The organism is Shimia sp. MMG029 (genome assembly GCF_027947445.1).
Lineage (GTDB): Bacteria > Pseudomonadota > Alphaproteobacteria > Rhodobacterales > Rhodobacteraceae > Shimia.
Genome location: NZ_JAQJIM010000005.1, coordinates 160,674 through 185,655, shown reverse-complemented (window position 1 = coordinate 185,655; position 24,982 = coordinate 160,674). Strand labels below are relative to the sequence as shown.

25 protein-coding genes are annotated in these 24,982 nt (G+C 57.9%); 6 read left to right on the top strand and 19 right to left on the bottom strand.

Annotated elements, in window-relative coordinates; genetic code table 11:
- Positions 1-2: 2 nt before the first annotated feature.
- From PJL69_RS13620 to PJL69_RS13545, 16 genes are all read right to left on the bottom strand, one after another.
- Complete coding sequence (locus tag PJL69_RS13620) at positions 3-1,097, bottom strand: LacI family DNA-binding transcriptional regulator (RefSeq protein ID WP_271310144.1); 1,095 nt, start codon at positions 1,095-1,097, stop codon at positions 3-5.
- A complete protein-coding gene (locus PJL69_RS13615; RefSeq protein WP_271310143.1) occupies positions 1,066-2,685 on the bottom strand; it encodes a dihydroxyacetone kinase subunit DhaK in 1,620 nt (539 codons plus the stop codon). The genes PJL69_RS13620 and PJL69_RS13615 overlap by 32 nt, the downstream gene beginning before the upstream one ends.
- Positions 2,686-2,697: 12 nt before the next feature.
- A complete protein-coding gene (locus PJL69_RS13610; protein ID WP_271310142.1) occupies positions 2,698-3,690 on the bottom strand; it encodes an ABC transporter ATP-binding protein in 993 nt (330 codons plus the stop codon).
- Positions 3,683-4,777 carry an ABC transporter ATP-binding protein gene (locus PJL69_RS13605; RefSeq protein WP_271310141.1) on the bottom strand — a complete coding sequence of 365 codons (1,095 nt, stop codon included), beginning with the start codon at positions 4,775-4,777 and terminating at the stop codon, positions 3,683-3,685. The genes PJL69_RS13610 and PJL69_RS13605 overlap by 8 nt, the downstream gene beginning before the upstream one ends.
- Before the next feature lie 2 nt (positions 4,778-4,779).
- Entirely contained in the window at positions 4,780-4,968 is a 189-nt protein-coding gene (locus PJL69_RS13600) for a hypothetical protein (RefSeq protein ID WP_271310140.1), read from the bottom strand.
- The gene (locus PJL69_RS13595) at positions 4,965-5,927 is read right to left on the bottom strand and encodes a carbohydrate ABC transporter permease (RefSeq protein ID WP_209100283.1); all 963 of its coding nucleotides are present in this window, start codon (positions 5,925-5,927) and stop codon (positions 4,965-4,967) included. Before PJL69_RS13595 ends, PJL69_RS13600 begins: the two co-directional genes overlap by 4 nt.
- Entirely contained in the window at positions 5,924-6,871 is a 948-nt protein-coding gene (locus PJL69_RS13590) for a carbohydrate ABC transporter permease (protein WP_209100285.1), read from the bottom strand. Before PJL69_RS13590 ends, PJL69_RS13595 begins: the two co-directional genes overlap by 4 nt.
- Positions 6,872-6,968: 97 nt before the next feature.
- Positions 6,969-8,288, bottom strand: coding sequence for an ABC transporter substrate-binding protein (locus PJL69_RS13585; RefSeq protein WP_209100287.1), 1,320 nt, complete (start codon positions 8,286-8,288; stop codon positions 6,969-6,971).
- Between the two features lie 278 nt (positions 8,289-8,566).
- Positions 8,567-9,010, bottom strand: a complete 444-nt coding sequence (locus tag PJL69_RS13580; RefSeq protein ID WP_271310139.1) for an SRPBCC family protein — start codon at positions 9,008-9,010, stop codon at positions 8,567-8,569.
- The gene (locus tag PJL69_RS13575) at positions 9,007-9,870 is read right to left on the bottom strand and encodes a phosphoenolpyruvate hydrolase family protein (RefSeq protein WP_209100291.1); all 864 of its coding nucleotides are present in this window, start codon (positions 9,868-9,870) and stop codon (positions 9,007-9,009) included. The genes PJL69_RS13580 and PJL69_RS13575 overlap by 4 nt, the downstream gene beginning before the upstream one ends.
- A 1-nt stretch (position 9,871) precedes the next feature.
- On the bottom strand, positions 9,872-11,080 hold the full coding sequence (locus tag PJL69_RS13570; protein WP_271310138.1) for a Tm-1-like ATP-binding domain-containing protein: 1,209 nt from the start codon (positions 11,078-11,080) through the stop codon (positions 9,872-9,874).
- Positions 11,081-11,091: 11 nt separating this feature from the next.
- Positions 11,092-11,811, bottom strand: a complete 720-nt coding sequence (locus PJL69_RS13565) for an ABC transporter ATP-binding protein (RefSeq protein ID WP_271310137.1) — start codon at positions 11,809-11,811, stop codon at positions 11,092-11,094.
- Complete coding sequence (locus PJL69_RS13560) at positions 11,801-12,574, bottom strand: ABC transporter ATP-binding protein (protein ID WP_209070303.1); 774 nt, start codon at positions 12,572-12,574, stop codon at positions 11,801-11,803. Before PJL69_RS13560 ends, PJL69_RS13565 begins: the two co-directional genes overlap by 11 nt.
- On the bottom strand, positions 12,565-13,803 hold the full coding sequence (locus PJL69_RS13555) for an ABC transporter substrate-binding protein (protein WP_271310136.1): 1,239 nt from the start codon (positions 13,801-13,803) through the stop codon (positions 12,565-12,567). Before PJL69_RS13555 ends, PJL69_RS13560 begins: the two co-directional genes overlap by 10 nt.
- Positions 13,804-13,816: 13 nt before the next feature.
- A complete protein-coding gene (locus PJL69_RS13550) occupies positions 13,817-14,797 on the bottom strand; it encodes a branched-chain amino acid ABC transporter permease (RefSeq protein ID WP_271310135.1) in 981 nt (326 codons plus the stop codon).
- Complete coding sequence (locus PJL69_RS13545; protein ID WP_271310134.1) at positions 14,794-15,660, bottom strand: branched-chain amino acid ABC transporter permease; 867 nt, start codon at positions 15,658-15,660, stop codon at positions 14,794-14,796. Before PJL69_RS13545 ends, PJL69_RS13550 begins: the two co-directional genes overlap by 4 nt.
- 304 nt (positions 15,661-15,964) lie before the next feature.
- Between PJL69_RS13545 and PJL69_RS13540 the strand changes: the two genes are divergently transcribed.
- Together PJL69_RS13540 and PJL69_RS13535 are read left to right on the top strand one after the other, a co-directional pair.
- A complete protein-coding gene (locus PJL69_RS13540) occupies positions 15,965-16,492 on the top strand; it encodes a phosphoenolpyruvate hydrolase family protein (RefSeq protein ID WP_271310133.1) in 528 nt (175 codons plus the stop codon).
- Positions 16,489-18,213 (top strand): phosphoenolpyruvate hydrolase family protein, encoded by a 1,725-nt coding sequence (locus PJL69_RS13535; RefSeq protein WP_271310132.1) that lies wholly within the window; start codon positions 16,489-16,491, stop codon positions 18,211-18,213. The genes PJL69_RS13540 and PJL69_RS13535 overlap by 4 nt, the downstream gene beginning before the upstream one ends.
- A gap of 48 nt (positions 18,214-18,261) precedes the next feature.
- Here PJL69_RS13535 and PJL69_RS13530 read toward each other — a convergent pair whose 3' ends face one another.
- The 3 genes from PJL69_RS13530 to PJL69_RS13520 form a co-directional block, all read right to left on the bottom strand.
- The gene (locus tag PJL69_RS13530; protein WP_209100304.1) at positions 18,262-19,539 is read right to left on the bottom strand and encodes a TRAP transporter large permease; all 1,278 of its coding nucleotides are present in this window, start codon (positions 19,537-19,539) and stop codon (positions 18,262-18,264) included.
- A 6-nt stretch (positions 19,540-19,545) separates the two neighbouring features.
- The gene (locus PJL69_RS13525) at positions 19,546-20,073 is read right to left on the bottom strand and encodes a TRAP transporter small permease (protein WP_271310131.1); all 528 of its coding nucleotides are present in this window, start codon (positions 20,071-20,073) and stop codon (positions 19,546-19,548) included.
- Positions 20,074-20,136: 63 nt separating this feature from the next.
- The gene (locus PJL69_RS13520; protein ID WP_271310130.1) at positions 20,137-21,117 is read right to left on the bottom strand and encodes a sialic acid TRAP transporter substrate-binding protein SiaP; all 981 of its coding nucleotides are present in this window, start codon (positions 21,115-21,117) and stop codon (positions 20,137-20,139) included.
- A 314-nt stretch (positions 21,118-21,431) separates the two neighbouring features.
- Between PJL69_RS13520 and PJL69_RS13515 the strand changes: the two genes are divergently transcribed.
- The 4 genes from PJL69_RS13515 (at position 21,432) to PJL69_RS13500 (ending at position 24,950) form a co-directional block, all read left to right on the top strand.
- The gene (locus PJL69_RS13515; RefSeq protein WP_209100307.1) at positions 21,432-22,196 is read left to right on the top strand and encodes an IclR family transcriptional regulator; all 765 of its coding nucleotides are present in this window, start codon (positions 21,432-21,434) and stop codon (positions 22,194-22,196) included.
- Positions 22,197-22,378: 182 nt separating this feature from the next.
- Positions 22,379-23,131, top strand: a complete 753-nt coding sequence (locus PJL69_RS13510; RefSeq protein WP_271310129.1) for a sugar phosphate isomerase/epimerase family protein — start codon at positions 22,379-22,381, stop codon at positions 23,129-23,131.
- Positions 23,131-24,204, top strand: a complete 1,074-nt coding sequence (locus tag PJL69_RS13505; RefSeq protein WP_271310128.1) for a LacI family DNA-binding transcriptional regulator — start codon at positions 23,131-23,133, stop codon at positions 24,202-24,204. Before PJL69_RS13510 ends, PJL69_RS13505 begins: the two co-directional genes overlap by 1 nt.
- A complete protein-coding gene (locus PJL69_RS13500) occupies positions 24,201-24,950 on the top strand; it encodes a transporter substrate-binding domain-containing protein (protein WP_209100312.1) in 750 nt (249 codons plus the stop codon). Before PJL69_RS13505 ends, PJL69_RS13500 begins: the two co-directional genes overlap by 4 nt.
- Positions 24,951-24,982: the final 32 nt, after the last annotated feature.

Genomic DNA, 24,982 nt, shown 5'->3' with positions numbered 1-24,982 from the left:
GCTCACTTCATGGACGGTAAATTCTCCCGAATGACGATCTCGATCCGAATGTTCTCCTGACTCTCAATGACAGGCGTGCGGTCGCATTTTGCGCGCAACACACGCAGAGCACTGCGGGCGAGATGGCCGGTGTTTTGGGTGATGACCGCATCAATGACGCCTGCGCGCAGCAGCGCGGATGAGTTTTCGGTCAGCTCATGGTCGATCAGAACGGGGCGCTGGGGCAGATCCGCCGCGGCGATGGCGCGGGCGATGCCCTGCACGCTGGCACCCACGGAGTAGATGCCAATTGCATCCGGGTTTTCCTTCAGCGCGCGCAAGGTCACGCGCTCGGTGTGGGCGGCGTCTTCCTGACCTTCGATGCTGGGGAGCGTTTCCAGATGGGGGAAACTTGCGCCCACCACCTGATCAAAACCGAGTCGTCGCTCGATCATGTCGCGGGACTGTTTGTTGGTGATGACCACAACAACCTTGCCGGTTTGCCCGCCCGTGAAGCGCCCGAGCAGAGTGCCGGCGGTGCGCCCGGCGGCGACGTTGTCGATGCCGACAAAATGGTCCCGATCCGAATTGGGCTGGTCGGTCACAAGCGACACAACAGGAATGCCGCGTTTGCGCAGATCTGCGATGGCGTCACGCACCTGCGGGGTTTCCTTGGCCATGATCGCCAAACCATCCACCTCCGCCGGATCCAGCGCGCTGAGGGTGGCGGTCAGTTGGGTGTGCTCTTGTGTGGGCACACGAATGGTGCGCACTTCGGTGCGGTTTTGCGGGGCGTTCACAATGACTTCGGAAATGCCGCGTTCCAGACTGGTGAGGAATTGCCCCTTCCAATCTGGCAAGACAAAGACGAAGCGATAGGTCTTGCGCCGCGCAAGATTGGCGGCGGCGGTGTCACGCACATAACCGAGCTCGGTGATGGCGGACTGCACCTTTTCAATGGTGACAGACCGCACGCCCGGGCGCTCGTTCAGCACCCGGTCGACAGTCGCGAGGCTCACGCCCGCAACGCGGGCAATGTCATTGACCGTTGGTTTTGCGACACCTGTGATGGTTGGCTTGCTCAGTTTACGTCCCCATTTCTTTTGCCAGCGCGCCAAAGAGCAGCGCGACGGCCTCTGCACCCGGATCATTGTGCCCTTTGAGGTTTTCCTCTGGCACATAGGCGGCGCGCCCTGCTTTGGCGCGGTGAATGTTTGCGGTGCTGTCTGCTCCAGCCCGTGCCGCGGCGGCGGCGGCGGCGATGCCTTCGGGAAGGGCGCTGAGTGCAGGGGCGAGCGCGTCAATCATGGTGCGGTCCCCAACAGAAGCGCCACCCACCTGGCTGACGCGCGCCAAACCATCCGCCAGCGCGCCCTGCACGGAGGCCCCATTGGCACAGGCGTCGCCTGCAGCGTTGAAATAAATCGCTAGGATCACACCGGAGGAACCGCCCATGGTCTGGCTCAGCTCGTTGCCCAGCGCCGGGAACAGCTGTGTCAGATCGGCGAGCGGCATGTGATCGAGCCGCGCCTGCAACGCGCGCGCGGCGGTGGCCAGCGTGCTGCCGGTATCGCCATCGCCGGATTTGGCATCCAGCGTGTTCAGATCCGCCTCAGCCGAGATCAGAAGATCGGTCACATTCTGGATGATGGCGCGGGTGCGCGGATTCTCGGATGGGATTGGCTCAATTGGGGTGAGCCCGTCCGGCAAGGCAACAACCGGCGGCGCGACAATCGCCTTAAGGCCCGGCCATGCGGGCAAGGTAACTGCGGCTTTCAGCGCGTCCAGTTCACCCGGCGTGGCCTCCATGATGGAGACGGAGAATCCGTGCATATCAAGTGAGGTCATCAGAGGCGCGGGGCCGATGATGTGCTGCGCAAGCCCCGCCTCTGTCATGGCATGTGTCAGTACCGACATTTCCAGCGGCGTTGTGGAGCCGAGGTTGTTCACAATCGCCACAACGTCGCCTGTGGCATGTCCTTTCAGCTTTTCGACAACTGTGCCCATCGCCGCCACAGCGCCGGAGAAATCCACCTGCTCAATGCCGGGTTCGCCATGGATGCCGAGGCCCAGCTCTGCCTTGCCTTCGCCAATCCGCGCCTCTTTGAGAGAGCCGGGAATGGTGCAGGTATCAAGGCTCATGCCGATGGAAGCGACTTTGGCGATGACATCTTTGGCGGTCTGGGTGACAGCGGCGAGATCTGCGCCCTCCTCAGCCAGTGCGCCCGCGATTTTGTGCACAAACAACGTGCCCGCCACGCCGCGTGGCTGGGGCAGATGCGGCAGCGCGATGTCATCATCGACCACAACCATTTCGACCCGGCGCCCCAAGGCGCGGGCGCGTTCGGCGGCCAGACCGAAATTCAGCCGATCCCCGGTGTAGTTTTTCACAATCAACAAGCAGCCCGCCTCGCCTGTCACCGCCAAGATACCTGCGAGCACAGCCTCTACGGAAGGAGAGGCAAACACCTCACCACAGACGGCAGCGGTGAGCATGCCTTTGCCAACAAACCCGGCGTGGGCAGGTTCGTGACCGGAACCGCCACCCGACACAAGCGCCACCTTGGATTTGTCCCAGTCAGAGCGGAACACAACCTTGATGTGAGGATAGCCATCCAGACGCGACAAAGCCCCGCCGGACGCGGCCAGAACACCGTCCAGAGCTTCGGTGACAAGATCTTCTTTGGCATTGATAAACTGTGACATGCTGTTCCTCCCTTAGACGACACGTGCGCCGGAAGCATCGAAATACAATGGGTTTTCTAAGCTGATTTTTATGGTCGCGCTGCCCGCGTAATCCTGATGCGGATCGGTGAGCGTGGTGATTTCATGCCCGTAAACCTTCAGGTGCAGTCGGGTCTGATCCCCGAGATGCTCTGACCTGATAACCTGCGCCTCTATGCCGTCCCCCTGTCGGATGTTTTCTGGTCTGAGGCCGATCTGCACCCCTTTATGTGCGCCGGGAAAGAGCTCTGCCGGGAGGATATTGATCCGTGGCAGGCCCAGACGGCTGGCCACATAGACGCTCGTCGGATCCTCGTAAATCTCTTTGGGAGTGCCATATTGCACCAGACGCCCTTCCTCAAGCACGCCGATGTGGGTCGCCATTGTCATGGCTTCGATTTGATCATGCGTGACATAAAGCAGCGTGGAGCCGAGGTCCGCCTGAATGCGCTTAAGCTCCACACGCAGGTCGGCGCGCAGTTTGGCATCCAGCGAACTGAGCGGCTCATCCATCAGATAGATCTGCGGATCGCGCACCAGCGCACGGCCAATGGACACCCGCTGCATTTCGCCGCCTGACAGCTCGGTCGCCTTATTGTCGAGCTTGTGGGGGATTTGCAGGATCTCTGCGATCTTCTGAACCTTATGGGCGATCACATCCTCAGGCGTTCTGAGGATCGGGGAGCGCAGCGGAAAGGCGAGATTGTCGCGCACGGTGAGGTGCGGATAGAGCGAATACTGCTGAAACACCATGGCGATGTCGCGTTGTGCGGGCGTGTCATTGCCCACATCGCGCCCGCCAATGAACACGGAACCGCTGTCCAGTTTTTCCAGTCCGGAAATCAGGCGCAGGGTTGTGGTTTTGCCGGCCCCGGTTGGGCCAAGCAGCACCACAAAGGCACCATCTTCAATCGTCATGGAGATGTCAGAGACTGCCTGGGTTTTGCCAAAAGCCTTGGAAACATTGTGGAGTGACACTTCAGCCATGGAGAATGCCCTCATTCAGTTCTGATTTGAGCGCGCGACCAGACTGGCGATCAAACAGCGTGATGGTGCTGGGGTTAAACTCGAGCCCCACGGTTTCACCGGCACGCGCAGCCTGTTGGGCAGAGATGCGTGCCTTCACCTCACCGCCATGGGTGTTGAGGGTGACGATCTGTGTGGTGCCGAGATATTCGGTGGCCAGCACTTCGGCGCGATAAGGCGCAGCATCGCTGAGCTGGATGTGCTCAGGACGCACACCAAAGGCCAGATCGCCCTCAAAGGGCTCGCGTGTTTGCGGGATCGCAAAGGCGGTGTCATGCATGGTGACATCACTGTCATGACGCCCAACTTTGCCGTGGAATTTCAGGAAGTTCATTGACGGGGAGCCAATGAAATCAGCCACAAACATGGTGGCAGGTTTGTCATAGATTTCCTGAGGCGTGCCGAATTGTTCCACCACCGCATTGTTCATCACGACGATTTTGTCTCCCATCTGCATCGCCTCCAGCTGATCGTGGGTTACATAAACCGTGGTGGCCCCCATGCGATCATGCAGGGCGCGGAGCTCTTCGGACATGTGCTCGCGAAACTCTGCATCGAGCGCGCCAAGGGGCTCATCCATCATGAAAGCCTTGGGTTCGCGCACGATGGCACGGCCCAGCGCAACACGTTGGCGATCCCCACCTGACAGGCCACCCACAGGGCGGTCCAGAATGTCTTCGATGCCGAGGATTTTGGCAACTTCGGCCACTTTGTCTTTCACTGCGTTGCGCGACATGCCCTGACACACCAACGGGTAGCTGATGTTTTTGCGCACATTCATATGCGGATAGAGCGCGAACATCTGAAACACAAAAGCGATGTCACGTTGGGACGGCGGGCGCTGAGAAATCTCCTCGCCATCCAGAAAGATGTCGCCGGAAGTTGGCAGCTCTAACCCCGCTATCATACGCAGGGTGGTTGTTTTGCCGCAGCCCGAGGGGCCGAGGAGCATGAAGAACTCCCCGTCTTCGATGGTGAAGGAGCTTTCGCGCACAGCGGTGAAATCGCCGAACTGCTTCTTGAGGTTTTTGATGACGATCTGCGCCATGGTCACTCCGGGAAGTGGCTGACAATGATGAACATCACTGTGCCAATGAGGGTTGTTATGAACGAATAGGTGAAGGCCCAGATCACGAAGGGCTGCATCAGCATGAACACCCCAAGTGCGATGATGATGGTGGCCAGCATTTCCCAGGGTCCGCGCCGGAAGCGCATCAAGCCAGTGATAAAGTTGCTCATTTGCGCACGGCTCCGAATGTGATCCCACGCAGCAGATGTTTGCGCAGCAGGATGGTGAAGATCATGACCGGCAGCAGGAAGATCGTGACGCCGGCGGCGATGGCGGGCCAGTCAAGGCCCCCGATGCCGATGATGGTGGGGATGAAGGGGGGCGCGGTCTGCGCGTTGGCTGTGGTCAGCAGCACCGCAAAGGCATATTCGTTCCACGCAAAGATCAGACAGAAAATCGCGGTGGAGGCGATACCGGTTGCGGCCTGTGGCAGCACCACTTTGTAGAAGGCCTGAAACCGTGTGTAGCCATCAATCAGCGCGGCCTCCTCGTACTCGGTTGGAATGCCGTCAATGAAGCTTTTGAGCAGCCAGACCGCGAGCGAGATGTTCACACCGGTATAGAGCAGGATCATGCCCAGATGGGTGTCTGACAGACCAAGCTGGCGGTACATCAGGAAGATCGGGATCGCGACGGCAATGGGCGGCATCATGCGGGTGGACAGGATGAAGAACAGCAGATCATCGGCGAGCGGGATTTTGAAACGGCTGAAGGCATAGGCCGCCAAAGTGCCGAGAAACACGCTGAGGAAAGTTGAGCCAAAGCCGATGATCACCGAGTTGAGGAAGCGCTGGCCAAACTTTGAGGGGCCAACAATCACCATGTCGTATTGGCGGACAATCTCATCCGCCCAGTTCTGTGGCGGGTTTTCGGCCAGATATTCCTCTGTCTGGCGCGTGCGTGTGGTGAACAGGTTTACGTAGCCCTCAAGCGTGGGTGTGAAACCGGACTCTCCCTCGCCGCCGATCACGTATTTGGGCGGATAGGCGATGGCATCTGCCGGGCTTTTGAAACCTGTAATCGCAATCCAGACCAGTGGGATCATGGTGATCACCGCATAAAGTATGACCAGAGAGCCTGCGAACCATTTGATGCGGTTTGAGGGTTCGTTGATGGAAAAGCCGCTCATCTTTCTTTTACCTTATTGAGGGCTTTGACGTAGATACTTGCCAAGCCAAACACCGTCACAAACAGGATGATCGCGTAGGCGGAGGCATAGCCTGTGCGCCATTTTTCAAAGGCTTCCCGTTTGAGATTGATTGAGGTGAGCTCTGTCACGGATCCCGGCCCGCCGCCTGTCAGCTGCACGACGAGATCAAACATCTTGAAGTTCTCAATGCCCCGGAACAGCACCGCAAGCATGAGGAACGGCAGCACCATGGGAATGGTGATCGTGAAGAATTGACGCAGCTTTGAGGCGCGGTCGATTTCTGCGGCCTCATAGATATAGTCGGGAATACTGCGCAGACCAGCAAGACAGATCAGCATGACAAATGGGGTCCACATCCATGTGTCCACGATCACAATGGCCCATGGCGCAAGATTGACCTGCCCCAGCATTTCAAAGCTGGAGGGATCTTTGCCGGTAAAAAACCCAACGATGTAGTTAAACAGGCCGATTTGGGGCTGGTAGAGGAACTTCCAGAAGTTGCCGACCACCGCAGGCGAAAGCATCATGGGCAGCACGATGATGGTCGTCCAGAGGTCGTTGCCCTTGAACTTTTTGTTGATCATCCACGCCAAGGTAAAGCCGATCAGCACCTGAAAGAAGATCGTCCAGAACAGAAAGTGGGCGGTCGCCTGCATGTTCAGCCAGATGTCACTGTCTGTCAGGATGCGCTCGTAATTGCGCAGGCCAATCTCTTTGACCTCGCGGCCAATGCGGTTGGCCTTGTAGTTGGTAAAGCTGAGCCGGATGGTCCAGACCAGCGGGAAGATGTTGATCGCAAGCAGCAGGAAAATGGTGGGGGCGACGAAAATCCAGGCGATGGCCCGATCAGACAGCCCCCTGATTTTGCGCGCTACTGGAGCGGGCGTTGACGACGCAACGCGATCTATTGTCCGGTCAGACATATGCTCGGCCTGTCAGTTGAAGTGTGTGAGGGACGTGGGCGTCCCATGTGGAGGATGGCCCCAGCGCACACTGCAACGCGCGCGCTGGGGCGTAAGATCAGAGTTTGCCTTCGTCCTCAAAGACCTCTGTCCAGTCCTCAATCAGCTTATCAAGCGCTTCTTGCGCGGTGCCCTGATCGGCGACCACATAGTCATGCACCCGCTTTTGCATGGCGAGCAGCAGCTCGGCATAGGCTGGCTCCTGCCAGAAGTCCTGCACACCGGCCATGGCATCCAGGAAATCCCCTGCAAAGGGCTGGCTTTCCACAAACCCGGGATCTTCCAGAACGGAGTTGTGCGCAGAGTAGCCGCCAAGCTCCCACCATTTGGCCTGAACACCGGGATCAGAGAACCACTTGATGTACTCCAGCGCCGCATCCTGTTTATCGGAGTAAGCCACAACGCTTATGCCCTGTCCGCCCAGTGTGGAGCCCGCCTGATTTTGTGGGGGGTTCACAAAGAAGTCGATCTTGTCACCGCCGGTGTTTGGATCAGCATATAGGCCCGGGAAGAACGCAAACCAGTTCATCGCCATGGCGACCTGACCCGATTTAAAGGCGTCCAGGCTCTCGCCCATATAGCTGTTGGTATAGCCCGGAGGTGTCGCGGTTTTGTAGAACTCTTTGTAGAACTCCAGCGCTTCGACAGCTTCGGCGGAGTTTACAGCACCTTCCATATCGTAGCTGCCGGGGGTGTTTTCATATTTGAAGCCCCATGGATACAGCGCAGAGGTGACCCCCATGGTGATGCCTTCAGAGCCACGCTCGGTGAAGATCGCTGCGCCATAAACGGTTTTGCCGTCAATCTCGCGCCCCTGGAAGAACTGCGCGATTTGCAGCATTTCTTTTTGCGACTGAGGCTCGCGCAGATCGGAGCCTGTGGCCTCTTTGTAGGCGGCTTTGATGTCATCGCGATCAAACCAGTCTTTGCGATAGAACCAACCGTTTGCATCCCCCATCGCGGGCAGCGCGTAGTAGTTTGGCGTGCCTTTGGGCCATGTGGAATAGGCATAGACCGTTGCCGGGGCAAAATCGTCCATGGAGATGCCTTCGGCGTCAAAGAAGTCGTTGAGTTTGACGTAGTGACCGTTTTCCGCGCCGCCACCAATCCACTGGCTGTCGCCAATCAGCAGGTCGCAAAGCTTGCCGCCGGAGTTCAGCTCGTTGAGCATCCGATCTGCAAAGTTCGGCCATGGCACAAACTCAAAATTCATGGTGTGGCCGGATTGGGCCTCAAAGTCTTTGGACAACTCCACCAAAGCGTTGGCGGGATCCCATGCCGCCCAACAGAGCGTGAGATCTTCGGCTTGTGCTGTGGATGATACGCCTGCGGCTGCAAGAGCCAGAGCGCTGGCGGTGGCCAGTTTAAAATACGTCATTCAATCCTCCCCTATCTACGCCGCCCTCTACTCCCGTCGAATCGCGGCATGCATTCACGCTATTTGAGGTACGCACCTCATGTCTACATATTTTTGAGGTGCGTACCTCATTCATGGTATAAAACGCCTATTTTCAAATACTTAACGAGATCGAGATGAGGGAACGCCTGCGCAAAGAAAAACCGCTCCGGCCACATGCGTGACCGAAGCGGTGATCTGGAAGCCGCTAAGAGAACTCTGCGACGCGGGTCTGATCTGACTCGCATCAGCGGATTTGATCAGCTCTGGAAGCTCTGCTCCAAAGCGCGAAAGCCGCCGAGAAAAACATCGTTTTCCACAAAGCTGTGCCACTGCGCCGTCTGGCCATCGCCTGCTTCAAACTCGGCCCACCATTCGGCAAACGTTTCGTTGCGATCCGTGATCGCGGAGACTTTCATCGTGGCGACATAGTTCACAAAAGGCAGCGGCCCATCGGGCAGCATGTCATAGGTCAAGGACCGCTCTACGTTGGAAATCGCAAGAAGGGTTTCCCGGATACGCCCCGATCCATCTGTGAGGGCGAAATTGCGCACGCAGCCCACCTCACCGGCATTAAAACCTTCCTCGATGTGGCTGTCGGTGGCGGCAGGATGCCAGTTTGGCAACCCATTGAAATCGCGCACACGGGCCCAGACTTGATCGACGGGCACGGCGATGATTGTGGACGCGTAGGCTTTGATCATTGGGCGGCTCCTTCTGCTATTTGCGCGCCACGGCGCAGATTTCCAAAACTTGCGGTCTGCGCGGCAATCGCGCGTTCAGTTGGCAAACGCTCCATAGAGGACGCGCCATAAAAGCCGTGACAGTCCGGGCAGAGATCAAGAAACTTCTGCGCGTCGTCCGGCTCGGCCAGTGGGCCACCGTGACAGATGAAAATCAAGTCATCCCGGTGAGCGCGGGCCGCTGCCGCCCATTCCTCATAGAGGCGGGCACATTCTGCGATGTCAGGCGCGCTGTCCCCGGCCCCGATGGACCCGCCGGTGGTCAACCCAAAGTGGGCAACAATCACATCTGCCCCGGCTTTGGCCATGGCGGCGGCGTTTTCGGCGCTGAACACATAAGGTGTGGTCAAAAGATCCCGCTCATGAGCCTTGGCGATCATCTCCACCTCTTTGTCATAGGACATGCCGGTGGCTTCGAGTTCGCGCCGGAACCGGCCATCAATGATGCCAACGGTGGGAAAATTCTGTACACCGGCGAACCCCATCGCGGCGAGATCATCCAGAAACTTGTCCATGATGCAGAACGGATCTGTCGCGTTGACGCCAGCAAGCACGGGCACGTTTTCTACGACGGGCAGCACCTCCCGACCCATGTCCATCACGATTTCATTGGCGTTGCCGTAAGACATATAGCCCGCGAGCGAGCCGCGTCCGGCCATGCGGTAGCGGCCGGAGTTGTAAATCACGATCAGGTCGATGCCGCCCGCTTCTTCGCATTTTGCGGAAAGTCCGGTGCCAGCGCCGCCACCCACAATGACTTTGTCTGCGGCGATCTTGGCCCGAAGGCGCTGAAGGATGTCTGCGCGTCCTGTGACTGCCATCTTAGGTTCCTTTTTCATTGTAGATTTCGTTGAACTCAGCGATTGCAGCCTTGGCAAAGGCCGGATCGTTGATGTGCATTTCGAGGTCGATCAATCGACGGTTTTTGGTCTGTTTTACGGTGGAGCGCAGCGCCTGAAACAACGCGTCATTGGCTTGGGGGTCGTAAAACGGGCCGCCTTCGATATCCAAAGCGGACACCCCCTTGAGCGGCAGCAAGAAGCGCACCGGCCCTTCGCAGGCATTGAGCTTATTGCCGATCCAGGTGCCAATTTGCGCCGCTTCTTCGGCATTGGCACGCATGAGCGTCACCTGCGCGTTGTGATGATAGAGCGTGCGGTCCTTGAACTGAGGCGGCACGCTTTCTGGCCCCCAGAAGTTCGCCATATCCAAAGCGCCACAGGAGCCCACATAGGGCAGCTTGCTGCGCGCGATGCTGTCAAGGCGCCCTTCGCCCGCACTGAGGAAGCCGCCCACAATCAGGTCACAGATTTCCGTGGTGGTGATGTCGAGCACCCCGGCGACATCGCCCTGATAGACAAGCTGTTCCATCGAGCGGCCGCCGCTGCCGGTGGCGTGAAACACCAGACAATCAAACTGGTCTGACAGGTCTTCGGTAATGGCCTGCACGGCGGGGGTGGTTACACCAAACATCGAGAGCACCACGGCGGGGCGATCATCGGGCGCTTCGGGCACCGGGTTTGCCATCATGCCCGCCAGGGCGTGAGCGGCGTTGCCCAGCAGTTTGCGCGATACACGGTTGAGGCCGGACACGTCGGTCACAGGGTGGAACATATTCACATCAGAGGCGCCGACATAGGCAGACACATCGCCTGAGGCGAGCGTGGACACCAGAACCTTTGGCACGCCAATCGCCAGAGCCTGCATGGCTGGCGCAATGATGGCCGAGCCGCCAGACCCGCCAAGACCAATGATGCCACCCAGGTCAGACCGGCCACCCACAAAGGCTGTCAGCGCGCGGGCCATTTCGGTCACAGCGGCGCCGCGATCATTGACAAACACCGCTGCCGGGCCTTCCGGGTGGCAGGCGGCGACACTGGCGGCGGTCACGTCCACGCCGCTGTCCCCACCTTTGGTGCCGACATTGATCAGCACGGTTTCCAGCCCGGTTGCGGCGATGAGATCGCGCACATAGGCCAGCTCTGGGCCCTTTGTGTCTGCGGTGCCAATCACATAAGCTTTCTTCGTCATATGCTCCTCCCTCAGCCTGCCTGACCCGGCTCTAGACCAAGATGTCGTTTCTGCATTGCTGTGTCTGCCTCAAGCGCTTCTGCGCTCATGCGTTCCACAACCTCGCCCCCCACCATGATCGCCACATCCTGCACAGCAGCCAATGCGGCATGCATGTTTTGCTCAACCAGCATCACGGCGATGCCTTCGCGCGCAATCAATGCAATCAGATCAATCACATCGGACACAATCGCGGGTGCGAGACCCTCTGTGGGTTCGTCCATCACGATCAGTTTCGGATTGAGTAGGAGCGCGCGCCCAATCGCGAGCATCTGCTGCTCGCCGCCAGAGAGGCGGTCGCCCAGATTGCAGCGGCGCTCTTTCAGGCGGGGGAAGGTTTCATACACACGGTCAACCGACCAGTCCCCACCCCGACGTTCCACAATTCTGAGATGCTCTTCAACCGTGAGGGAGCGAAAGACCCGACGCCCTTGTGGCACATAGCCGATGCCCAGCTGCGCGCGCTTTTCTGGCGCGAGTCCTGTGAGCGCAACCCCATCAAACCAGATCTCCCCCGCGGCATGGGCATGCAGCCCCATGATGGCATTGCACAGGCTGGTTTTGCCCATACCATTGCGCCCAAGAATACCCAGCGGGCGTGTGCCCACGGTGAGATCGACCCCATGCAGCACGTGGCTGGAGCCATAGCGCAAATCCAGCCCTTCGATTTTTAGCAACCCATCAGTGGCCATGAGCCCCTCCGATATAGACGCGATGTACCTCTTCGTTTTGCATGATGTCGTTGGGAGACCCTTCTGCAAGCAGGCGGCCATTGTAGAGCACAGAGACGCTTTCAGAGGTTTGCAGCGCGATTTCCATGTCATGCTCGATCAACACGACAGTCACATCTTTGGGCAAAGACATGAGCAAGGCGCTGAGTTTGGGGCGCTCTGCCGGGGACAGCCCGGCAGCGGGCTCATCCAGAAGCAAGATTTTCGGATCTTCCGCCAAAGCGATGCCAATTTCGAGCTGGCGCCTTTGACCGTGGCTCAACTCCGAAACTTCCCGCTCCAACACATCAGTGACGCCTGCCACCTCTGCCAAGCGCTCCGCCTCTGTCAGGCGCGCATCATTGTGGCGCAACGGCAGCACCTGCCGCCAACCGCCCCGCACGCCTGCGACCGCAAGAAACAGGGTTTCGCGCACGGTGAGCCCATTGAACAGATGCGCGTGCTGATAGGTGCGGCGCACCCCGCGTTGAATGCGTTTGTTGATCGGCTCGCGCGTGACGTTGGTGCCAAACAGCGAAATGGTTCCGGCGGTGGCTTGGGTGTCGCCCGTCAGCACATTGAACAGGCTGGTTTTGCCCGCGCCATTCGGCCCAAGGATCGCCCGCCGTTCGCCGGGCTGCACAGTCAGGTTGATGTCCTGAACCGCCCAGAAGCCGCCAAAGCGTTTGCCGATGCCCCGGACCTCCAGGGCATTGGCGTTGGTATGTGTCTGACTTATGGGCACGAAGGGTTGTCCCGGCTGACAGGGCCAGAGGCCAGGAAAGTGGCTTCGTCTTGGCCCAAGAGCTGATCCACATCGCGCACCACTTTGACAACACGGTTGCCAAGCGAACCGTCTTCACGCTCATAGACCTCGGTCACAAAGTTATCGACGATGCCATTGCGGTTCTTGTCCAGACGCATGGTGCCGCCTGTTGGGGTCACAAAGGTCAGATCCGTAAGCGCCGCGCGGAAGGCCGCCTGATCGTTTGACAGATCACCATCCACCTCATCAAGCGCCAGCATCGCAGCTTTTGCGCTCATGTAATAATGATGCGCAAAAATAGACGGTGCAGAGAAGCCATCTGGGAAGGCCTCTGTGTAGCTTGCCGAAAAGGCGCTCCACTCTTGACCGTCATAGTCGCTCACTGTTGGCGTGCCAGCTGGCGCGCCGACAAGCAGCTTTTTGAACGGACCTTTAGAGTCCAGAATGGACTGGTCGATGGTGATGGAGCCGCCGATGATCGGCTTCTCACCGCCGGCCTGGCTGTATTGCGTGAGGAAGTTGACCGCGTCTGCACCGCCCAGCGCCACAAAGATCGCATCCACGTCCTGCGGGATCGAGTAGACCACGGAGGAGTAGTCTTTGTTGCCGATTGGGGTCCAGAATTTCTCTGGCACCTTGCCACCTGCGGAGCAGAATTCGGTCATAAAGCCCAGAACCTGCGTGTAGGGGAAGGAGTAATCTTCCGCGATCACGGCGACGGATTTGTAGCCCATGTCGTTGTAGGCATAATCGCCCACACCCACCATCCACTGTGCGCCATCGCCCCCAAAGCGGAAGAAGTTGTCAGAACTGTCACGCAATGTGGTGTCCTGCGCTGCTGACGAGCCATTCAGGAAGGTCACAGCCGGATAGGATTTGGACAGATCGCGCAGCGCGAGCCCTTCAGAGCCGGACAATGGCCCCACAATCATGTCCACACCATCCTGCTCAATGAGCTTGCGGGCGGCATTCACCGCGCTGTCCGGGCTGGCGTCTGAGGACATGGTGATGACTTCGACTTTGTTGCCATCGACCTCTCCGCCGACTTCGAGCACCGCGAGTTCTGCGCCACGGATCCCATCCTGGCCAAGCGCGGCAAACGCGCCTTCGAGGATGGAGATCACGCCGATTTTGACCTCCTCGGCAGAGGCTGGCACTGACATTGCGCTAAGCGCAAGCACCGAAGCCGCTAATTTGAGCTTATTCATTCTAGGTTCCTCCCTATGAGTTTGCTCGTACAGATGATTTGGATTTCGCATCAGGGCTGCGCAGGCGGGCGAGCCAGTCTGTGCCCAGTTGATGCAGCCCGCCGGGGGCGACAACGACGATCAGCAGCAGCACGCAGCCGATCAGCGTGTTGAAACGTTCCCGGTCGATCAGATCGACGGCGAAAGTGTCCAGCAGCACAAAGACCACTGCGCCGACAAAGGCCCCCGCTGGATGGCGCAACCCGCCAATGACAGAGATGATCAGGATGTCGATGATCGGGCCCAGCCCCACCGAAAAGGACGAGATCCGCTCCTGATACCAGACATTGAGAATGCCCCCTGCCCCGGCCAGAAAGCCTGAGAATGCAAAGGCTGCGACAATCGGAGTGGTGACAGAGATGCCCAGCGCCAGCACGCGGCCCGGCGCATCGCGCACCGCTTGAATGGTGAGCCCCAGAGGGGAGCGCACAAAGCCACTGACCAGCGTGAGCGCCAAACCGGCTGTGGCGAGCGACAGAAGATAGAGGGGCAGCGGATCGCGCAGGCTGATCCCGGCGATCTCTGGCGCACGCACACCGGAGAAGCCCGTCCAACCATTAAAGAACGTGTAGTTTTGGCGGGTGAAGTAGAAGAAGGCCACGCCAATCGCCAGCGTGATCATGATGGCATAGATGCCGCGTGAGCGCCGCGCAATCAGCCCGACAACTGCGCCGGACACCGTGGCAAGCGCCAAGGCGATGGGGATTGTGACCCAGAATGGCAGCGGCACGCCCAGTCCAACGGTGTTGGGGCCAAAATAGGCCATTGTGTAGCCCGCAACCCCAGCCATAGTGGCTTGAGCAAAGGAGACGACACCCAGATAGGTGGCCAGAAAGCTGAGGCTCAAAGCCATCACACCGAGGATCAGCGCGCGGGTCGCGACCTGTGTGAGCCAGAAATCATTGAGCAGCAGAGGCAGCGCCAAAAGCGGTAGAAGAACGACAGCGGGTCTCATTGTTCTGCCTTTCCAAGCAGGCCCTGCGGACGCACCGCGAGCACAAGCACCATGATTGCGAAGGTGAAAACAACGCCATAGGTCGGCGCGTAGGCGAGGCCGTATTGCTCAGCCAGACCCACCAGCAGCGCACCAAGGGCAGCGCCGCCGATCGAGCCCATACCGCCAACGATGACCACGACCAGCGAGGACAGCAGGAACTGAAGATCCGTGCCCGGCGCGATGGAGAGCGCGCTTGCTGCGACAACTCCGGCCATTCCCGCAAGCATGCCGCCGAGGGCGAAGACGAGCACAAAGATGCGGCCAATCGGGTAGCCAAGGGCGCGCAGCATGTCCTGATCATCCACACCGGCGCGGATCACAGCGCCAAAGCGGGTGCGTTGGATCAGGAACCAGAGCGCAAGACCGGTGGCCAGTGCAAAGGCCATGAGCGCGAGGCGAATGTTGGCGTAGCCCACACCGAGGATCGGCAGTCTCTGCCCACCTGCCAGCGCCTCTGGCAGCGCGACTTGATAAGTCAGACCACCCCAGTACCACAGCATAAGATCGGCCATGATGATGGAAATCGCGATAGAGGCGAGGGTTTGACGCAGCTCATCACCCTGCATCCACCCCAGAACACCGGCTTGTACCAACGCCCCGGCCAACGCCGCAGACAGCCCTCCGCCCAGCACGCCAAGCCCCCAAGAGCCGGTGACATCAACGATGCTGTAGCCGACATAGCCGCCCAGCAGCAGAAGCGCGCCGTGGGCCATGTTGACCGTACGCATCAGGCCAAAGATCAAACTAAAACCGCTGGCCGCCAAAAAGTAGAGCGCAGCGAGTGTCAGCCCATTGAGGGTGACAATAAGAAATAGAGTCATGTTTCCTCCCGTTGAGAAAGAAACTGACAGAGATGTCGTGGCCAACAAAGAAAACACACCAGCGGCGCAAGTTTTTAAAATGTATTATTTTCAGATACTTAACTCAAATCAACAAACCAGCCCCCTGACCGCAATCAGAAAATATCAGAAATAACTTCTTATTATCGGAATATTCTTCTTATATGTCGGCATGAAAACACTTACCCTTGCTGGCCGCACCCTTTCAGGCGCACCCCAGCGCGATCGGATCTTTTGCCCGACCCTGGCCGGACTTTCCCCATCGCAGGCTGATCTGGGGTTTCTTATGCCCCGACTTGACCACAACCGCGCCCTGCGAGAGAGCCCGCAGCAAGGCGACTGGGCGGCGGTCTTGGCCAGCGATCCGTTTGGTTCAGAAGATGCGCTGTTTTTCCGGCTGCATGAACTTGGCTATCGTGGGATCACCAATTGGCCCTCTGCTATTTTGCTGGAAGGGAACCTGCGGCAATCCATGTCGACGATCCCGGCTTCGCCCGCGTTTGAGTATGATTTTCTTGCCCGCGCCAAAGCGGCAGGTTTTGACACGTTGGCGTTCTTCCTCTCACTCGATCAGGCCCGTCAGGCGCTGAGGGCAGGCAATGGTCAGCTTGTGCTGCATCCCGGATTGTTGAGCATCGAGGACACTGAGAGCGGCACGCTGGTTTTGAAGTCGCTGCAAACCCTGATTGATACGCTGCGATCTGAAGATGATCGCGCACGCATTTTCGCCTATTCCTCTGCATGGCATGAACAGTTGATGGCGCTCAAAACACTGTCTGTGGACGGGATCATTTGGAACGAGGCCAAGCCATGAGCGCGCAGAAGAAAGAGTTTCTGTTTGCCGCTGTAGTCGGCTCTGGCCTGACCGCCAAAGCCGCCGACAAAGCGGGGGCGGATTATTTGCTGGCATTGAACGCCGGTCGCTTCCGGGTGCAGGGGGCCTCCTCACTCACAAGTTTTTTGCCGGTGCGCGCGGCCAATGACTGGGTGATAGAATTTGCGGAGCGGGAAATGCTGGGGCGTTGTAGTGCGCCGATCTATGCCGGGTTTTCGGTGAGCGACCCCAATCTCGACATAGCGGCCCTCGTGGCGCGCACAAAGGCGCTTGGGTTCGCGGGGGTGTGCAACTTTCCCTCCACCACATTGATTGATGGCAGGCTGGGCGCCCTGCTTGAGCGTGAAGGGCTGGGGCTTGAGCGCGAGCTCACGCTTGTGCGGGAAGCAACCAAGGCGGGATTGGGCAGCTTTGCCTATGTGCACAACAATATGCAGGCGCGCAAAATGGTGGATGCGGGCGCAACAGCGATTTGCGTCAACGTCGGGTTCACCAGCGGGGGAACGGGTGTCACAACGCATCTGACACTAGACACGGCAGCAGCGCAGATTGAGAGGGTTCTGGAAGGCGTGCCAGCCTCAGTTGACAAGCTGTGCCATGGCGGGCCGATCACCTCGCCGGAAGAGGCGCTTGCGATCACGCGGATTTGCGGAGTTCAGGGCTTTGTGGCCGGGTCAACCTTGGATCGTTTACCAGTGGAGCAAACACTGAATGAAGTGACAAAGGGTTTCACCGCCATTCCAAGCCTGTCGCGTGTTGAGACCAGCACGCCAGCCTCACAGCATGATCTGGTTGGCTCGTCGATGGCGATGCAAATGATCCGTCAGGAACTTGAGGAGCTGGCCCATGAAGATGTGCCCGTGTTGCTGATCGGAGAAACCGGCACCGGCAAAAGCCGGGCCGCGCTGGGGCTGCATGAAGCCGGGATGGCTGCGCGGCGGCAGCCAGTTGTGGTGGACTGCCCTGCCCTGAATGGCGACGAAGGCGCGGTGCATCTTTTGGGCAAAGCACCGGGCGCATTTGGCGGGGGCGGCACCCAGCGTGGCGCGCTGGAGCTTGCGGCGGGCAGTACCATTATTTTTGACGAAGTCTCCGCCTTGCCCCGCGATCTGCAGGGCAAACTGCTCAAGTTCACGGATGAAAAGGTCGTGCAACGGATTGGCGACCATAGCGCACGTCAGATTGATGCCCGCATCATTGCCACCAATGCTCTGGACTTGCTGAGCTGCGTAGACACACAGGATTTTCGACAAGACTTGTATTATCGCATTTCTGGCTATGAAATCACGCTCCCGCCCTTGCGGGCGCGCGTGGATGACATTCCAGAACTTGCAATGCACCTTGGTCAGCAGATTGGCGGCGAGGTACCAAAATTCTCTAACGCCGCTCTGCGCAGATTACTGGAACATGACTGGCCGGGCAATGTGCGTGAGCTTGCCCATGCGGTGCATCGCGCCATTCGCCGGGCCGATGGAGGTACAGTTGATCTGAAAGCGGTGGACTTCCTGCGGCGTCTGCCCACTGAGACACCTGCGCCTGAGACATCGGAAGCCCCAACTGCGGCCAGCACCTCTGAGCGCGAGTGGATTGCGGCAGCCTTATCGCGCAACGGTTTTCGGCGCGCGCAGACCGCTGAGGAGTTGGGCATGACAACCCGCACACTCTATAACAAGATCAAGAAATATCATTTGCAGGCTTAGGCTCAGCCTGTAGCGCACCGGCTCCATTTGAGAGCCGGTGCTTTTTTATCAGCCATACAGCATCTGGGGCAACCAGAGCACAAGCTGTGGGATAAACGTCAGCAGGAGCAGCACACCAATCAGTGGCACCAGAAACGGCAGGGTGGCTTTCACACATTGCTCAAAGGGCACTTTGGACACGCGGGACAGCACAAAAAGCACCATGCCCACGGGCGGCGTGAGCAGACCCAACATCAGATTGAGGATCACAATGATGCCGAGATGAATGGGATCAATGCCAAACTGCGCCGCCACCGGCATCAGAACCGGCACGAGAATGGAGATCGCCGCGATGGTTTCCATAAACAGCCCCACGATCAGCACAATCGCCATGATAAGCAAAAGCACGACCGCTTTGCTGTCGGTGAAAGAGAGCACAAATTCGGCAAATTGGCTGGCGATCTGATTAGCGGTCAGGATCCACGCAAACACAGACGCTGCACCCACGATGAGCATAATGGCCGCAGTGGTTTCGATGGTTTCCAGTGAAATCACCGCAAGTTTGCGCAATGTCAGCGTACGATAAACCAGTGTGCCAAGCACCAGAGCATAGGCCGCTGCACAAATTGCCGCCTCAGTCGGGGTGAAGGCGCCTGACACAATGCCACCGACGATGATCACGGGCGTCATCAGGGGCAAAAACGCTGCTTTGAAACGCGTGCCAATCAGGCTGACGCTGAAGGACACATCACGGGGGTAGTTGCGCTTGCGTGACATCCACCACACCATGATGGACAGCGCTGCCGCCATCATGAGGCCTGGCACGATGCCCGCCACAAAGAGCTGACCGATCGATACCGAAGCCATCACCCCAAAAATCACCAAGGGCAGTGAGGGCGGAATGATCGGCCCGATGGTGGAAGATGCGGCGGTTACACCGACGCTGAAGTCATCGTCATAGCCCGCTTCGCGCATGGCTTTGATTTCAATCGCGCCAAGGCCACCGGCATCCGCCACAGCCGCACCGGACATGCCGGCAAAGATGATGCTGGCGCCGATGTTCACATGACCAAGACCACCATGCATCCAGCCCACAATGGCGCGGGCAAAGCCAAAGATACGCGCCGTGATGCCCGCCGAATTCATCAGCGCTCCAGCGAGGATGAAGAAGGGAATGGCCAGAAGCGGAAAGCTGTCCATGCCATTGACCAGATTGTGCATAAGCAGCACAGGCGGCAGGCCGGAATGCAGGATATAGGCAAAAGACGACAACGCGAGCGAGAAAGCGATTGGCACGCGCAGGAGCATCAGACCAAAAAGGGATGCAAAGAGAATAAAGAGACCCATAGGTGGTTAGCTCCGTGTCGCGGTTTTCAGGCGGTTGATGATTTGCGCGGCGATCACCAGCGCATTCACCCCAGCCAGCGCCATGACGCCCGCGTAAAGATAGTATTTTGGGAAAGGCAGCGAGACCATTTGCTGAAATGAGGTGCGCTGAATGAGCTCCCATGCGGACCAGAGGATTGTTGCAAACAGTGCAAAACTGGCAAGTAGGGCGAAAACATGCACCCACTTCAGATGGCGTCCGTAGAATTTATCGACAAATTCGAGCGCGATATGTGAGCCCATGATCTGACAGCGGATCGCGCCAGCAAACGTGAGCAAGATCAGCAGGTATCGCGCGGCCTCTTCCGTCCAGGCGATGGAGTCATTGAGCACGTAGCGCGTGAAAAACTGCAGAAACACAACGCAGAACAGGGCTGCGAAGAGGGCAAGCAGGGGGTAGTCCGCCAGGCTGACCTTGAAGTTGCTGAAATGGAGTTCGTCTTCTTTGGCAAGAGCGTCGAAATCAATTTCAGGCGCTTGGGTCGCATCCTTCATCGGGGCCTTCCTTTCCATGTGTAAAAAGGCCCACCAGCGGAAACTGGCGGGCCCATTACCTGTTTATTCTTTGATGGCCTGAAGGCGCGCGAAGATTTCAGGGCTCCATGGCACGTCTGCACCAGTCAGCATTGGGGACACCGCATCCATGAAGGGCTGACGGTCCACTTCGTTTACGGTCACGCCTTGATCGCGGAACCAATCCGCGAGTTCGGCCTCAGAGGCGACGATTTCATCAGATGTGCTGGACGCGGCCTGAGCAAGCGCATCGATCAGGGCCTGACCGTCATCACCCATTTTAGACAGAGTTACCGGGGATACCACCATCGCCAGAGAGTTCGTGATGTGCCCAGTCAGGTTGATGTTGGACTGAACTTCGTGGAACTTTTTGAACTGAATGGTTGGCAGCGGGTTTTCCTGCGCGTCAACCACCCCCTGCTGCAGCGCCAGATAGACCTCAGCAAAGGCCATTGGTGTCGGGTTTGCGCCGGTGGCTTTTGGGAACATCTGATAGGCTGGGGCGTTTGGTGTGCGGATCTTCAGACCATCCATGTCTTCTGGGGACATGATCGGCTTGTTTGAGGTCACGTGACGCGCCCCATAGTAGGTCATGGCGGCAATGGTGTTGCCGGAAACTTTGCGATACTCGCCGCTCATTTCATCAAACAGATCGGAGGCCACATAGGCTTTCCAATGCTCATAGGACCGCATGGTGAAAGGGTAGTCAGAGATGCTGATCGGGCCATAGGACTGACCAAGGAACGCCACCCCTGTGTAGATCGCATCAACTGTACCAAGTGATAGCGCTTCGTTCAGCGCAGCCTCTTTGCCGAGCTGAGACGCAGGAAAGACCTCCATGGTGTAGCGGCCATCGGTTGCTTTCTCGAGCAGTTCGGCGGCACGTTCCGCGGCTGCGTGATATGGCGTGGATGCCTCATAGACGTGCCCGAAACGCAGGACTTCCTGCGCCCATGACATGGACACGCTTGCGCTAAGGGCAACAGTCGCACCAATGGCGACGGAGCGGATTTGAGACAGTTTCATGATTTTCCTCCCTGGATTTGTTGAGAAACTGATGAATGAAAAGTCAGAACGCGGTTTCGGCACGGTGCGGTGTCGACACGAAGGCGGGCTCTCCCACAACTGATGGAACAATCCCTGCAAAATAGGTGTTCGGCATCTGCGCGCATTCAGCAGCGAGGAGGGAAGATGCGCAGCTTTGCAACAAGCTGTGCATTTCCATCCGTTGCGCCCTGCGAATTGCCGTGAAATCTGGCATTAACCCGCATCCTTCTCCCCGTTATGGGTTGAATGGTTTGCATATTTGAAACAGTGTGTCAAATACGAAAGGGAGACACATGACGAAGACGACTCAATCCAGCTATTCAGCTCCGGCGCTCACGCGAGGATTGAAGATCCTTGAGATCGTGAGCAAAGCCCCCACCCCGTTAAGCACACAGGAGATCGCAGCAGAACTTGGCCGGAACCGCAACGAAGTGTTCCGAATGATCGCGGTTCTGGAGGCCGAGGGTTTCCTTGAAAAATCCGGTGCCGGATTTGGATATGTTACGACATCCAAACTGTTGGAAATGGGACTTAACTCACCGAGAATAAAAGATATATTGGAAGCGATCTCCCCCATGGCGGATCAGTTTTCCCACCTGACAGGCGCCCCTTGTCAACTGGTTCTTGCCTCCGGAGATGAGATGGTTGTGATGAAGCGCTGGGAACCGCCATTGCGCATGTCAATCAGCGTGCCAATCGGCTCTCGGCGGCCGTTGGAAGACTCCGCATCCGGCATTGTCATGCTGTGTGCAATGAACCCGTTTCTGTTTTCAGAAACTGAGGCCCGCATTTTACAGAGGAACCCGGACTTTCAAGCGAAAGATCTCGACGCGTATCGCAGCGAGCTGTCTCAAAACGGTGTGCTGCGCTTCAACAGCCGCTTCATGGAGGGAATCGTCGATCTCTCGGTGCCATTGGTGTCCCTCGGTGGGCAACTTCATGGCGCACTGACAGTGCCATATGCCAACAATGCCACCTGTGAGGCTGCGATGGAGGAGATTGAGGCAGAACTTCTCAAGATCAGAAACAGCATCGCAACATCCCTGTTGCGCGCGTGAAACCTACGACGCAATGCATCGCAAAAGCCGCGCGTGAGACGCTGGCAGGGGCAGCAGCTCCCCTGGCCGCGTCTTGCCATGCAGCGATTCAGCCCCCTTCAAGATCCATTGAACCGGCGGCTTGACAAGTTGAAACGGTTTTTACAGCATAATTGAAACGTTTCAATTAACGAGAATCGCAGATGCGGGTATCGGCACAGCTTTACACAGTGAGGGATGTGGGCACGTTGCAGCATCAGCTGACAACTGCCCGCAGGTGTGGTTACCGCGACATTGAAACGATTGGTTTTCACGATCTCAGCCCGCATCGTCTTGCAGCACAGGTCCGGCAGTCTGGACTGACGTTGCGGTCAGCGCATTTTGACTGGGTCGATTTTGAAGAGCGGCTGGACGACATTGTTAGCCTGACTGTGCTTCTGGACTGCAAAACAGTTGTCATGCCTTGGCTTGCCCCTGAGCAGCGGCCAACGACGGCTGAAGGCTGGAGGCTTTTGTCTGATCAAATGGCCATCTGGGCGGATCGACTTGCTGCGCTTGATATCCGGCTTGCCTACCACAATCATGATTTTGATTTGCAGGGGGATTTCGGCAGCACACCCCTTGATCAAATTTTGTCCCACCCCGGCGTTTACTGGCAGCCAGACATCGGTTGGCTAGCTGTCGCCGTTGCCGATCCGCTGGCATGGATTACGCGATACGCAGATAAAATTGTGTCGGTGCATGCAAAAGATGTCGATCCGCAAGGTGACGTCGGTGATGCGCGTTGGCGTGACATTGGGGAAGGCGTCGTAGATTGGCCAACGGTGCTGAATGCGCTTTCAAATACGCCCTGTCGTGATCTTTTTGTCGAACATGACGCCCCTTCTGAGCCCGCTCGGTCGTTGGCCACAGGTCGGCGGGTGTTGAGCCACCTGCTGGCAGAAAGCGTGGTTTGATGGCGCGGGCGACGATCAAATCCATCGCAAAGCTCACGGGCTATTCGGTCGGCACGGTGTCGAACGCATTGCGCAACGACAAATCGGTGAAGGAAGAAACACGCCAAGAGATTCAAGAAGCGGCTGCCAAGGTAGGCTATCGCGTCAACTTGGATGGGCTGAAGCTGCGCACCAAGAAATCCTATCGCATTGGGGTTTTGGTCAGCGTGTCCACAGAGGATGCGGACGAATGGGAAGGCGTGGAATTCACGCGCATTCTGGCAGGCATTTCCTCTGCGCTTCAGGGGTCGCGGTATGAGCTCAGCGTGTTCAACGTTGCCAATATGGATGACGCAATGGCGGTGCTGGCACGGATCGTGCAGGATGGGTTGGCGGATGGCGTGATCTTTTCCGGCACACTGCAGGACGATGCCCGTATCGCGTATCTGCAAGAATGTGGATTTCCCTTTGTTACAATGGGCATGAGCGACAGCCCGAAGCCCCATGCCTATGTGGATATTGACAGTCAGACGGCCGCTTATGATGCCACGGCGCGGCTGGCCAGATTGGGACATAGGCGCATTGCGCTGATCAATCCGCCGTCAGATCTGATTTACGCGCGCCAGCGGCAGGCAGGGTACATTGACGCACTCAAACAAGCGGCACTGATGCCTGATGAAACGCTGATTTTTCGCGGACCAACCACGGCGCGCACGGGGCATGACGCCTTTGCCGCTATGATGGCGATGTCTGAGCCGCCAACCGCCTGTGTCTGTGCAAATGAAGCCATGACGCTCGGAGTGCTGTCCGCAGCGCATGAGGCAGGCTGCAAGATCGGGCGCGATCTGGTGGTGGTGTCCACCGATGATCTGAAACTGAGCCGCTATTTTGTGCCGCCACCGAGCACCTATTATGTGCCGATTGAAGAGACCAGCCGCCTGCTTGGCGACTATATGCTGCGGGCATTGGCAGGTGTCGACCCAACACAAAACCAGAAAAAGATCAGGGCCACTTTGATAGAGCGGCAACCTGACACACCTGCGCACAAAGAGGCGCACCACCCCCAACCAACAGAGGAGTTACAAAAGACATGATGAAGTCGTTACTGACAGCTGCGGCCCTAACCGCACTCACGATTCCAGCCGCATTTGCCGCGGATCTGGAAGGGCGCGTTCTGAAAATCGGAACCGACGCCACTTATCCCCCTATGGAAACCGTTGATGAAGCCACCGGCGAAGTTGTGGGTTTTGACGTGGATGTGATGAACGCGATCTGCGCCAAGGTGAATTGCGTGCCTAATTTCGTGAACACAGCCTGGGACGGCATTTTTGCGGCCCTGCAGCAGGGCGAATTTGATCTGGTGATTTCTGGGGTCTCCATCACACCAGAGCGCGAAGAGACGATGGATTTCTCCGATCCCTACATCGTTGTCAGTCAGGCGGTCTTGTTGTCGGTGGACAATGCGAGCCTGACGCTGGACGATTTCAAGGCCGGCGGCAATAAGCTTGCCGCACAAACCGGCACCACCAATGCGCAGCTCGCCGAGGATCTGGTGGGGCGCGAAAATGTCAGCCTCTATGACAACTTCTCTGCGGCGGTTCTGGCGCTGCAGAACGCCGATGTGGAAGGCGTGATCATCGATGGCACCTCTGCTGTTGCCTATGAGCAGGAATTTGCAGGTGAGCTGACCGTGGGGATCACCGGGCTGCAATCTGACCCGCTTGGCATCGTGTTTCAGGAAGGCGACGCCACTGTGGACGCCATCAACGAAGGTCTTGCGATGATCAAAGAAGACGGCACGCTTGATAAGCTGATGGGGAAATACTGGGGCACTGAATAACCACCACTCACCCCAAGGCCCGATCCCTTCCG